The sequence below is a fragment of the Micromonospora sp. WMMD1128 genome, assembly GCF_027497235.1.
In the GTDB taxonomy this organism is placed as follows: domain Bacteria; phylum Actinomycetota; class Actinomycetes; order Mycobacteriales; family Micromonosporaceae; genus Micromonospora.
In genome coordinates, this window is the sequence record NZ_CP114902.1 from 1852137 (window position 1) to 1864556 (window position 12420).

The following is a 12420-nucleotide window of genomic DNA, read 5'->3' on the forward strand; positions in this document are numbered from 1 at the left end:
GACACCGCCCGCTGGCCTGGTTGGATGGAGCCGCTCCCCGACGTGGTGGAGCGGATCGAGGAGGCGAGTGTGGGCGCACGTCCCGACCCGGCCCGCGGCGTGGCCCCGGCGCCGCACCGGCGGCGCTCGGGGTTCCGGCTGCGGGACTGGCGGATGGGGACCAAACTGGCCACCGTGCTGGTGATCCCCACGCTGGCGTTCCTGGTTCTCGCCGGCGTGCAGACCCGGAGTCTGGTGGGTACGACCACCACTCTGAGTGACTTCGCCGATCAGGTCGGCATCGGTCGCCAGATCACCACCGTGATCGATCGGATCCAGCAGGAGCGGGACCGCTCCGCGGGCGAGTTGGCCGCGCTGCGCCGGGCCGGCGCCGGCGCCGACCGGGACGCCGCGGTGGTCGCGCTACGGCCGTTCCAGGAGGCCACCGACCGGGCAATGGACGAGCTACGGACCGTCGCCGCGCCATTGGCCGACGCGGACGCCGCCTGGCGGATCGCCTACTCCGAGGCGCTTGAGGCGTACGACCAGGTGGTGGCCATCCGGGCGGCGGTGCCAGCCGCGCTGCTCGCCAGCGACACCATCCTCAGCAACTACCACCGCTCCGTCGCGGCGCTGATCAGCCTGCTCGCCGAGCCGTCGCCCGGCGGCGACCGGCAGGAGCTGACCGAGGCGGTGTTGCGCTACGTGCAGCTGGCCCGGGTCAAGGAGTTGTCCTCGCGGATCCGCGGCGAGCTCTACGCCGCCGCCCGGTCCGGCCGGTACACCTCGGACAACCAGGTGACCCTGAGCGATCTGCGCGCCCAGCAGCTGACCGCGCTCGGCGCGTTCCGGGTGGCGGCCACCGACGAGCAGATCCGCCGCTACGACCGGACGTCGGTGGACCCGGCGTTCGTCGCGGCCGCCCGGTTGGAGGAGCGGACCCTGCCCGTCGGCGACGCGAAGCCGGCGCTGCCGTCCGCGACGCTCTGGTGGGCGGCCACCGAGCAGCGGCAGGCGCTGTTCGGCCAGCTCGAGGGCGAGATCGTCGACGACGCGGGTCGCCGGGCCGACGACGCGAGCGCCCGGCAGTTGCGCGAGACGTTGCTGGTGGCCGGCGGCATCGTCACGGTGCTCCTGGTGGCGGTGCTCATCTCGCTGCTGGTGGGCCGGTCGGTGGCCCGCGCCATCCGCCAGCTGCGTGGCCAGGCGCTGCGCATCGCTCAGGTGGAGCTGCCGATGACGCTGGAGCGGCTGCGCGCGGTGGACCGTCCGGTGGGCGCGATCGCCGTGCCCCCGGCGGTGATCAAATCGCAGGACGAGATCGGCGAGCTGGCGGAGGCGTTCGTGGCGGTGCACCGCAGCGCCGTCGGGGTCGCGGTCGAGCAGGCGACGATGCGCCAGAACGTCAACGCGATGTTCGTCAACCTGGCCCGGCGCAGTCAGGTGCTCGTCGAGCGGCAGTTGGAGCTTCTCGACGACCTGGAACGCGAGGAGAGCGACCCGGATCAGCTGGAGAACCTGTTCAAGCTGGACCACCTCGCCGCCCGCATGCGCCGCAACGACGAGAGCCTGCTGGTGCTCGCCGGCACCGAGTCCACCCGCCGGTGGAACCGCCCGGTGGGGCTGGGCGCGGTGCTGCTCGCGGCCAGCGCGGAGATCGAGCAATATCAGCGGATACGCCACGAGAGCCACGCCGACCTGCACGTGGTGGGGCACGCCGTGGGCGACCTGGTGCACCTGTTCGCGGAGCTGTTGGAGAACGCCACCGCGTTCTCCCGGCCGGAGACGGCGGTGCGGGTGGTGGTCCGGGCGGACGGGCCGGGCGCGCTTGTGGAGATCATCGACCAGGGGCTCGGCATGGGTCCGGCCGCGCTCGCCGAGGCGAACGCGGTGCTGGCCGAGCCGCCGGCGGCCGACGTGGGCGCCTCCGAGCGGATGGGCCTGTTCGTGGTGAGCCACCTGGGCGCCCGGCACGGGGTGTGGGTGCAGTTGCGCCCCGGCCGGGAGGGCCTGGTCACCCGGGTCCGGATCCCGGCCGGCTTGCTGGCGGAGGCGTCCGCGCCGGACCTGGACCCGCCGATGCCGGCGCGGACGCTTACCGGCGAGGTCGCCGTGGGGTCGCGGACGTTCGGCGTGGCCACCGCCGAGCTGCCGGTGGCCGGCCGGCACCCGGCCGCGCCGCAGATGGCCACGGCGCAGATGGCGCCACCGGGTGCGCCGTCGCTGCCGGTGTCGCCACTGACCGGCCGGCCGCTCGGCGACGCGACGGAGGGCGGGCCGACCGGTCCGCCCGCGCCCGCTGGTCCGCCCGGCGCGGTGCCGCGCCACCGACCGGCGCCCGGCCGGGCCGAGCACGTGCTCGCCCCGGCGGCCGGTCCGGCCGCCGGTGGCGGCTGGTTCTCGCGGCAGGGGCCGACGTCGTCGGTGCTGGGTGTGACGCCCGCGCCGGCGCCGACGCCGGTGACCGGCGGGACGAACGCACGTGGCCTGCCGGTACGCGTACCGATGGCGCAGCTCGCCGCCGTCTCCCCGGCGGACCGACCGGACCGGGCGGCGGTGCGGCACGAGCCGGACCCGGAGGCGGTCGGCGGCATGCTGTCCCGCTTCTACGGCGGCGTGCGGCGGGCGGAGACCGAGGAGACCACCGAGATGTACCTGCCGCAGGACCAAGGAGGACGACGACAGTGACGACGTTGAGCCAGGAAGCACGGGACCTGAGCTGGCTGGTGAACGGGTTCGCCGAGCGTGTTCCGGGTGTGGCGCACGCCGTGGTGGTGTCCTCCGACGGGCTGCTGGTGGCGATCTCCGCGCACCTGCCCCGTGACCACGCCGACAAGCTGGCCGCGGTCACCTCGGGTCTGATGAGCATCACCGCGGGCGCGGCCCAGATGTTCGACGGCGACATCGTCAAGCAGACCGTGGTCGAGATGGGCCGGGGCTACTTCCTGGTCATGCAGATCCGGGACGGCTCGATCCTGGCCACGCTGGCCGGCGCGGACGCCGACATCGGCGTGGTCGGCTACGAGATGGCGCGGCTGGCCAAGCAGACCGGCGAGATGCTCACCCCGGCGCTGCGGGCCGAACTGCAACAGGCGCTGCCGCGCTGAGCCGAACCAGGCGCTGTCGCGCTGCCCGGGTGCCCGGCCGGCGGTGCCGCCGGCCGGGGCAGACCCTCAGAGTCCGTTGCGGCGGATCACGTCGCGGTACCAGTGGGCGCTGCGCTTGAACACCCGTCGCTGGGTCCGGTAGTCCACGTAGACCAGGCCCCAGCGCTGCTCGAAGCCCTGGTCCCACTCGAAGTTGTCGAGCAGCGACCAGACGTGGTAGCTCTCCAGCGGCACCCCGTCGCGGATCGCACGGTGCGCGGCGGCGAAGTGGTCGCGCAGGAAGGTGACCCGGCCGGCGTCGTCGATGGTGCCGTCCGGTCCGGGGACGTCCGGGCAGGGCAGGCCGTTCTCGGTGACGGTGATCGGCACCGGGCCGTAGTCGCGGGTGACCCGGGTCAGGACGTCGTACATGCCCTCGGGGTAGATCTGCTGCCACTCCGCCTCGGTGGTGGGCAACTTGCGGACCGTGCCGCCGCCGCCGGTGACGTAGATCGGGGTGTAGTACTGCACCGCGAGCAGGTCCACCGGGCTGGAGATGATCTTCAGGTCGCCGTCCCGGACGGCCCGGACCATCCGGCTGTCCGGGCCCAGGTCGGCGAGCACGTCCTGCGGGTACGCGCCCTTGAAGATGGAGTCGAGGTAGAGGCGGTTCTCGTAGCCGTCGTAGAGGCGGGTCGCGGTGGCGGCCTCGGCGGTGTCGTCGGCGGGGTAGCAGGGGTGCAGGTTGAGCGCCGGGCCGATGCGTCCGGGCACCCCGGAGGCGCGCAGCGCCTGCACGGCGAGGCCGTGGCCGAGTTGGAGGTGGTGGGCCACCAGATAGGCCGCCGCCTCGTCCTTGTGGCCGGGCGCGTGATGACCCCAGATGTACCCGTTCTGCACCACGGTCTTGGGCTCGTTGACGGTCAGCCACACCGGTACCTGCCCGCCGAGGGCGCGGAACACGATGTCGGCGTAGTCGGCGAAACGCTCGGCGGTGTCGCGGTTCTCCCAGCCGCCGTCGTCCTGGAGGGCCTGGGGGAGATCCCAGTGGAACAGGGTGGCCATCGGTGCGATGCCCCGCTCGTGCAGGCCGTCCACGAGCCGGCGGTAGAAGTCCAGGCCACGCTGATTGGGGCGGCCGGAGCCGTCGGCCTGGATCCGCGGCCAGGCGATGGAGAACCGGTAGCTGCGCAGCCCCAGCTCGCGCATCAGGTCGAGGTCTTCGGCGTAGCGGTGGTAGTGGTCGGCCGCGACGTCGCCGGTGTCGCCGTTGCGGGTGCGCCCGGGGGTACGGCTGAAGGTGTCCCAGACGGACTCACCGCGCCCGTCCTCCTTGGCGGCCCCCTCGATCTGGTACGCCGAGGTCGCCGCGCCCCAGCCGAAGTCGGGCGGGAAGCGCAGCCCTCGGTCCGACTCCTGGTCGGTGCGGCGCTCGGGCGATGAGTCGCAGCCGCCGAGGGCGGTGGCGGAGGCCGCGATCCCGGCCGCGGTGGCGCCGGCGAGCCCGGTCCGGACCGCGCCGGCGGCGGTCGCGGACAGGGCGGCGCGGCGGAGCAGGCGCCGTCGGGTGAGTAACGACATGGGGTCTCTCCTCGGAGTGACGGGCCGCCCGGCGGGCCGGGAGCGCTCCCAGCATAGGCCGGAGGCGGCCGGCCTCGATTCCGGCGGTCGCGGCGCGTATGGCGGCGCGGCCGGCGGGCGGCCGGAGTTGGTGGGCGGGTGTCGCTCGGGGGGTGGGGGGCGAGCGGCGAGATGGGGCAGATAGCGAGAAAGGCCGTCCGGGTGGCGTCACACGCCTGTCCCGTCGGCCTCTTTTGCCGTCGACAACGGGGGTTTAGTGTGGGGACGGGGGAGGGCAACCCCCGTCCCCACCGAGATGCACACACACACGACATGGAATTGGCGTCCGTCGTGCGTGTCGCGCGGGAGCCGGGCCACGCGAGTGGCTCTGGTTCCACCTCCCTCCGTCTGGCGGGTGATGGCCGGCGGCGGCGTCCGGGCTGGTATCGCCGTCGGCCACTGGGCCGATACGCCGAGCACGGGTGTCCCCGGCGATTCAGTACTTACAATCTCCGTCGATGGAAGCGCTCCCATCGGCGATGCTGCGACTGTAACGCCCGTCACGGCTTTGTGAAAGCCCCTAAACGAGATCGAAACATGGAAGTGGGCGTCCGCCCTGGCCATTGTGGTGGGAGCGCTTCCATGGCAGACTTTCGATACGCGACGCGGAGCCAGCTCGCGCGAGCACGGGCCGCCGAGGGCACCCGGTGACAAACCGGTGCGGCGCCCCGATCCCCGGCACGGCCGGGACGACCACCTTTCCGGACGCCTCCGTCCCCCCGCGTACGCCTGTCGGCGCGTGGAGGCGCCCAGCCGGGACCCGAGAGTCCCGGCCCGGTCCGAGGAGACACCGCCCAGATGAGACTCATGGCCAGGCGTCGCCGCATAGCGATGCTCGCCGCCACCGCCCTCGCCATCGGCGGGGTGAGCCTGCCCGCGAGCGCCGCGCAGGCCGCCCCCGCCTGCGACGTGACCTACGCGACCAACGACTGGAGCAACGGCTTCACCGCCAACGTCACCATCAAGAACCTGGGTGACGCGCTGAACAACTGGTCGCTGAAGTTCGCCTTCCCGAACAGCAGCCAGCGGGTGACCCAGGGCTGGTCGGCCAAGTGGAGCCAGTCCGGCAGCGACGTGACCGCGACGAACGAGTCGTGGAACGGCAGCCTGCCCAGCGGCGCGTCCACGAACATCGGCTTCAACGGCACGTTCAGCGGCAGCAACCCGAAGCCCACCTCGTTCACGCTCAACGGCGTCGCCTGCAACGGCGCTTCCACCAACCAGCCGCCGACGGTTTCCCTCGGGGTGCCGGCCGGTCCGTTCACCGCCCCGGCGGACGTGCCGCTCACGGCGACCGCCAGCGACGCCGACGGCACCATCAGCAAGGTCGAGTTCTACCGCAACGGGATGCTCGTCAACACCGACACCACCGCCCCGTACGGCTACGACCTGCTGAGCCTGCCGGCCGGCAGCTACACCGTGCAGGCCAAGGCGTACGACAACGCCGGCGGCACCGCGACCGCGGAGAAGTCGTTCACGGTGACCGCGGCCACCGGGCCGAAGCTGGTCGCCACGCCGTCGGCGGTGAGCGTCGACGAGGGCGGCAGCGCGACGGTCCGGTACACGCTCAGCGCGGCGCCCAGCGGTAACGTCCCGGTGAGCCTCGCCGTCACCGGTGACAGCGACATCACCGTCTCGCCGTCCACGCTGACGCTCACCCCGAGCAACTGGAGCACCGGCGTCACCGCCACCGTCTCCGCCGCGGAGGACTCCGACACCGTCAGCGGCACCGCCACGATCACGGCGTCGGCCACCGGCTACGCGCCGGTCTCGGTCGTCGCCACCGAGGTCGACAACGACAGCCCGGGCGGCGACAACGCCTACATCAAGAAGTTCCTCGACCAGTACGGCAAGATCAAGAACTCGGGTTACTTCAGCCCCGAGGGCGTGCCGTACCACTCGATCGAGACGCTCATCGTCGAGGCGCCCGACCACGGGCACGAGACCACCTCGGAGGCGTTCAGCTTCTGGATCTGGCTGGAGGCCCAGTACGGCCGGGTCACCCAGAACTGGAGCCCGTTCAACAACTCCTGGACGGTGATGGAGAAGTACATCATCCCCAGCCACGCGGATCAGCCCACGGCGGGCGCTCCGGGCACCCCGCAGTACGCGGCCGAGCACAACCTGCCCAGCCAGTACCCGTCCGCCCTGGAGGCGAGCGTCCCGGTCGGCCAGGACCCGCTGCGCTCGGAGTTGCAGTCCACCTACGGCACCGGTGACATCTACGGCATGCACTGGCTGATGGACGTCGACAACACCTACGGCTTCGGCCGCTGCGGCGACGGCACCACCAAGCCCGCCTACATCAACACGTTCCAGCGGGGCACCCAGGAGTCGGTGTGGGAGACCGTGCCGCAGCCGTCCTGCGACACGTTCAAGCACGGCGGCCCGAACGGCTACCTCGACCTGTTCGTCAAGGAGTCGAGCGCCCCGGCGAAGCAGTGGAAGTACACCAACGCGCCGGACGCCGACGCGCGTGCCGTCCAGGCCGCCTACTGGGCGCTGACCTGGGCCAAGGCGCAGGGCAAGGAGGCCGACGTGGCGGCCACCGTGGCGAAGGCCGCCAAGATGGGCGACTACCTGCGCTACGCGCTGTTCGACAAGTACTTCAAGAAGATCGGCAACTGCGTCGGCGCGTCCTCCTGCCCGGCCGGCAGCGGCCGTGACTCGGCGCACTACCTGCTCTCCTGGTACTACGCCTGGGGTGGCGCGTACGACACGTCGCAGAACTGGTCGTGGCGGATCGGCTCCAGCCACAGCCACTTCGGCTACCAGAACCCGTTCGCGGCCTGGGCGATGACGAACATCTCGGAGCTGAAGCCGAAGTCGCCGACCGCGGTCTCGGACTGGCAGAAGAGCATGGACCGGCAGCTGGAGTTCTACACCTGGCTGCAGTCCGCCGAGGGCGGCATCGCCGGTGGCGCCACCAACAGCTGGGACGGCAACTACGGCACCCCGCCGGCCGGCACCGCCACCTTCTACGGCATGTTCTACGACGTCGACCCGGTCTACAACGACCCGCCGTCGAACCAGTGGTTCGGCATGCAGGCGTGGTCGATGGAGCGCATCGCCGAGCTGTACCTGCAGACCGGCAACGCCAAGGCCAAGGCCCTGCTCGACAAGTGGGTGCCGTGGGCGATCGCCAACACCACCACCGGCGCCAACTGGTCCATCCCGTCGGACATGAAGTGGACCGGCCAGCCGGCCAACTGGAACCCGAGCAGCCCGCAGCCGAACACCAACCTGCACGTCGAGGTGACGGTCAAGGGCCAGGACGTCGGCGTCGCCGCCGCCTACGCCCGTACCCTCATCGCCTACGCGGCCAAGTCCGGCAACACCGCGGCGAAGACCACCGCCAAGGGCCTGCTGGACGCGCTCTCGGCCGCCGCCGACAGCAAGGGCGTCTCGATGCCGGAGAAGCGCGGCGACTACAAGCGCTTCGACGACGTCTACAACTCCTCCGACGGCCAGGGTCTCTACATCCCGCCGGGCTGGACCGGGAAGATGCCCAACGGCGACACGATCGCCCCGGGCAAGAGCTTCCTGGACATCCGGTCCTTCTACAAGAACGACCCGGAGTGGCCGAAGGTCCAGGCGTACCTGGACGGCGGCGACGAGCCGGTCTTCAACTACCACCGGTTCTGGGCACAGGCGGACGTCGCCATGGCGTACGCCGACTACGGCACCTACTTCCCGCAGGGATGAGGTGACAACTCCTCCGTGGGCGGGTGAGGACCCGTCCACGGAGGAGGTCGACCCGGCCGATGGGGGAACGGAGCGGCCGGGCCGGCGGACGGCCTGACACCCACGGTCAGGCCGGGTGGGCCGGCCGTCCGGCCGACGCAGCGGACGGACCGGCCCACCACTCCGCCCGGGGCGACCCATGGCGCGAAAAGGCACGGAAAATTCAGCGCTCCACGGGATCACATCCGTGGCGCGGACGGAGTAACGTATTTGACGGAGAGGCCGCTCCCCCCGTGGCGGCCTCTCCACTATTTTTTCCGAGCCGCCCACCAGATCCGAGGCGCTCCGACGCGCGCCGCACCGGCCCGACCGCTAAGTTGTCCGGGTGCGGGAGACGGCAAGAGGGTGGACGGCAGTCTGGTTGGTCGTACTGGCCCTGGCCCAGACGGCCGCGTTCCTGATGGTGTGGCGCTTCGCCGTGCACACCGACCTGGGTCAGTGGCTGGACACGGTCGCGTTGACCGGCAACCAGATCGGGCAGGACCGGGTGGACGGCCCGGTGGACACCCTCCTCAACGCCATGTCGGTGGTGTCGCTGCTGGCCGCGACCGCGGTGATCGGCTTCATCGCGTTGATCCGGGGCCGCAAGGCGCTCGCCGTCACCGCGACGCTGCTGATCGCCGGCGCGAACGTGAGCACGCAGGTGCTCAAACAGTTCCTGGTCCGACCGGACTTCGGCATCGACCCGGAACGGGCCGCCGCCGGCAACAGCCTGCCCAGCGGCCACACCACGGTGGCGGCCTCGGTGGCGATCGCGCTGATCCTGGTGCTGCCCCGGCAGGTGCGGGTGGCGGGCGCGTTCCTCGGCGCCGGCTACGCCGCCGCCGCCGGCGTGGCCACGCTCTCCGCCGGCTGGCACCGGCCCAGCGACGCGGTCGCCGCGTACCTGCTGGTCGGCGCCTGGGCCGCCGCGGCCGGGCTGGTGCTGCTGGTCTTCCAGCGGGAGCGGGCCGTGGTGGAGCCGGGCGACGCGCACCGGCTCGCCGCCGCCGTGCTCGGCGGCGGCGGCGCGCTGGCCCTGCTGGTCTCCGCGCTGGCACTGTCCTGGCTGGTCGACCACTCCACGGTCGCCGTCGACGCGCTCGGCCGCCGTCCGCTCTTCATCGGGTACGCCGGCAGCGCGGCCGGCATCGCCGGCACGATCGCCGTGGTGGCCGCGCTGGTCCTCGCCGTCGTGCACCGGCTGGTGCCCCGCCAGAAGGGCTGAGGACGCCGGAGTGGAGCCGGTACGGGCGGCGTTCCGCGTCGAGTGCGAGCGGCTGGAGCGGGTGCTGCGCGGGCTCGACGAGTCGGCGCTGGATCGTCCGACGCCGTGCCCGCCATGGCGGGTACGGGATCTGCTGGCGCACGTGCGTGTCGGCGCCGGCCGGCTGGTCGCGATGCTCGCCGAACCCGCCCCGCCACGGCCGGAGGTGACCGCGTCCGGCTACTTCGGCGCGGCCAAGTTCGCGCCGGCGGTCGACCGGGACCGGATCGACGGGGCCCGGGCGGCGGCGCGGGAACACCCGGGCGCGGTCGAGCTGGCGCGGGAGTTCGGGCGGGCCTGGCGGGCCACCGACGCGGCGGTGGCCGCCGAACCGCCGGGCCGGGTGGTGCGCACCCGGCACGGCGACGCGATGGCGTTGACCGAGTTCCTGCGTACCCGGGTGGTGGAGGTGGCGGTGCACGGCCTGGACCTGGCCGACGCGCTGGACCGGCCGCCGTGGACGACACCGGCCGCGGCGGCCGTGGTGGTCGACGTGCTCACCACCGGGACACCGGTGCCGGACCGGCTCGGCTGGGACGCGCTCCTGGTGCTGCGCAAGGCCACCGGCCGGGTGCCGCTGACCGGCGCGGAGCGGGCGGCGCTGGCGGCGGCCGGCATCCGCCGGCTCGCCTTCGGCGGCTGAGCCGGAGTCAGCCCGCCGCGGCCCGTCGCAGGTGGTCCAGCACGATCGGGTCGATCCGGCCGGGCACGAAGCGTTCCTCCAGATTCTCCAGGCCGGACCAGGCGGCGAGCGCGTCGTCCAGGCCGGCCGGACCGACCGGGTGCCCGGCGGCGGCGAGCAGCTCCGCCACCTCGACGGCGAGCGGGCCGGTCAGGTCGCGCAGGGTGGCCGGGTCGGGGCGACCGAAGATCATGGTGTGCAGGTCGAGCAGGCGGCGCAGCTCGGCGACCGGGTCGGCGTGATCGTCCACCCGCAGGTCCACCAACTCGTCCCCGGTGCCGGCGTAGCCGCCGTGGCGTCGCACCACGAGCAGCGCGGCGCTCTGCCGGCCGCGCCGGTCACCGCCGGCCCGGTCACCGGCCCCGAGCGCGGCCAGCATCCGCTGCGGGAACGGCAGGTCGGTGCCGGTGAGCCAGGCGTCGCGCAGCGCGTCGATCACCTGCGGGCCGGTCAGGATGTTGCCCTGCGCGGCCCAGCCGTCGCCGGCCTGCCCGCCGGCCCAGGGATGGCAGCGCGGCCCGGTCCAGGTGGCCCCCGCGCCCGCGGCGCCGACCACGGCGAGCTGCCGGTCGTCGCGCCCGGGGTCGGCGGCGACCAGCCCGGCCACCGCGTCGGCGGCGGTGACGCCGGTGCGCAGCAGCGCGAGCGCCTGCGCCCGGTAGGCGAGGTTGGCGTGCGCCTGGGTGGCGACCGCCCCGACCCGCGCCTCGGCCGCCGGCACCAACGCCCCGGCGGCGAGGAACCGGCTGGCCACGGCCACGCCGTGCAGGTGCCCGTCGGCGGAACGGGCGACGAGCGAGAAGGTCACGCGCGGATCGTAGCCCGGGTCCGGGGCCGCCACCGGCGCTTAGAACGGGGTCGCGTGGGCCTCCGGTGGACGACCCCACGCCCGGCGCAGGTCGACCACCGCCACCGCCGCCAGCACCACGACCGCCCAGCTCGCCGCGAGCAGCGGCGCGACCCGCGCCAGCAGCGGCACCGGCAGCAGCAGCGCGGCGATCGCCAGCAGCCGGGACGGGGAGACCCGGCCGAACACCTCGTACTCGAACCGGGCCCGGCCGGCCAGGAACAGCGCCGGCCCGCCCAGGACCATGGCCAGCCACGGCAACTCGTTGTGCCCGGTGGGGTGCTCGATGGACAGCTCGTAACCGATCGCGGTGGCCACCACGCCGATCACCATGACCATGTGGGTGTCGGCGGCGGAACGGCCGATGGTGGCCGGGTGCTCGGCCCCGGTCACCGCCTCGCCCAGGATCTGCCCGGCCCGCTGTACGTAGATCCGCCACATCAGCACGGACGTGGCCAGGGCGGCGGCGAACGCCACGGTGCTGGGCCAGCCAGCGGTCGAGCGGGTGTAGGTCAGGCCGGCGACCAGGATCGTCTCGCCGATCGCCACGAGGAAGATCTGCTGGTACCGCTCGGCCAGATGTTTGCCGTGGATGTCCCAGCGGGAGACGGTCGAGCGACCGAGCCCCGGCACCGGCCAGCCGAACCGGTTACCGAGATACTCGATCACCAGCGCGGTGCTCCAGAGCACCACCCGGGCGTTCGTGGACATCCCCGCGCCGGCCAGCCACAGCACCCCGCACAGGCAGTACGTGAGCAGCATCCGCAGCTTCAGCCGGCGGTACTGCTGCCGGCGCAGCACCAGCACGAGGATCGCCGAACGGCCCACCTGCCCCACCACGTACGCGACGGCGAAGGTCAGGCCGGCCCCGCCGGTGAACGCGCGCGGAACGGCCACCCCCATCACCATCGCCGCCACCAACGCGGTGACCACGATGACCTGGAGCCAGAGGTGGTACGGGTCGTAGCGGCTGGTCGTCCACGCGGTGCCCTGCCAGAGCATCCAGAGCGCGAGCAGCAACAGCAGCGTCTTGCCGGCGCCGGTCACCGCCGCCCAGTTGCTCTGGCCGCCCTGCAACGCCAGGTCCTCGAACGCGCGCGCGGAGATCCGGGTCAGCGCGAACACGTAGACCAGATCGAAGAAGAGCTCCAGGAACGTGGCCCGCTCCCCGTCGTCGTCGGTGGAGCGCAGCGCGCCGGGCTCGGCGATCCTCACC

At 72.9% G+C, this 12420-nt stretch carries 8 protein-coding genes; 5 read left to right on the top strand and 3 right to left on the bottom strand.

Translation table 11 applies throughout. The features are described from left to right. The first annotated feature begins 24 nt into the window (after positions 1-24). A complete protein-coding gene (locus O7602_RS08860; RefSeq protein ID WP_281587777.1) occupies positions 25-2667 on the top strand; it encodes a nitrate- and nitrite sensing domain-containing protein in 2643 nt (880 codons plus the stop codon). 5 nt (positions 2668-2672) lie between these two features. After that, positions 2673-3086, top strand: coding sequence for a roadblock/LC7 domain-containing protein (locus tag O7602_RS08865; protein WP_348651316.1), 414 nt, complete (start codon positions 2673-2675; stop codon positions 3084-3086). A 66-nt stretch (positions 3087-3152) separates the two neighbouring features. Here O7602_RS08865 and O7602_RS08870 read toward each other — a convergent pair whose 3' ends face one another. Next, positions 3153-4646, bottom strand: coding sequence for a GH1 family beta-glucosidase (locus O7602_RS08870; RefSeq protein ID WP_281587780.1), 1494 nt, complete (start codon positions 4644-4646; stop codon positions 3153-3155). Positions 4647-5492: 846 nt separating this feature from the next. Between O7602_RS08870 and O7602_RS08875 the strand changes: the two genes are divergently transcribed. The 3 genes from O7602_RS08875 to O7602_RS08885 all read left to right on the top strand — a co-directional run bounded on the left by O7602_RS08875 (position 5493) and on the right by O7602_RS08885 (position 10318). Continuing rightward, positions 5493-8390 (top strand): glycoside hydrolase family 48 protein, encoded by a 2898-nt coding sequence (locus O7602_RS08875; RefSeq protein ID WP_281590218.1) that lies wholly within the window; start codon positions 5493-5495, stop codon positions 8388-8390. Between the two features lie 364 nt (positions 8391-8754). Then, the gene (locus tag O7602_RS08880) at positions 8755-9636 is read left to right on the top strand and encodes a phosphatase PAP2 family protein (protein WP_281587781.1); all 882 of its coding nucleotides are present in this window, start codon (positions 8755-8757) and stop codon (positions 9634-9636) included. Between the two features lie 10 nt (positions 9637-9646). Next, positions 9647-10318: a maleylpyruvate isomerase N-terminal domain-containing protein gene (locus tag O7602_RS08885; RefSeq protein ID WP_281587783.1), complete on the top strand. Its 672-nt coding sequence runs from the start codon at positions 9647-9649 to the stop codon at positions 10316-10318. Positions 10319-10325: 7 nt separating this feature from the next. Here O7602_RS08885 and O7602_RS08890 read toward each other — a convergent pair whose 3' ends face one another. Both O7602_RS08890 and O7602_RS08895 read right to left on the bottom strand, forming a co-directional pair. Further along, positions 10326-11165, bottom strand: coding sequence for a DUF1028 domain-containing protein (locus O7602_RS08890; protein ID WP_281587785.1), 840 nt, complete (start codon positions 11163-11165; stop codon positions 10326-10328). Positions 11166-11204: 39 nt separating this feature from the next. Further along, entirely contained in the window at positions 11205-12419 is a 1215-nt protein-coding gene (locus O7602_RS08895) for a low temperature requirement protein A (protein WP_281587787.1), read from the bottom strand. Position 12420 lies beyond the last annotated feature (1 nt).

Coding starts and splice junctions, on each gene's coding strand:
- O7602_RS08860 (WP_281587777.1), top strand. CDS start 25: ATGGAGCCGCTCCCCGACGTGGTGGAGCGGATCGAGGAGGCGAGTGTG.
- O7602_RS08870 (WP_281587780.1), bottom strand. CDS start 4,646: ATGTCGTTACTCACCCGACGGCGCCTGCTCCGCCGCGCCGCCCTGTCC.
- O7602_RS08875 (WP_281590218.1), top strand. CDS start 5,493: ATGGCCAGGCGTCGCCGCATAGCGATGCTCGCCGCCACCGCCCTCGCC.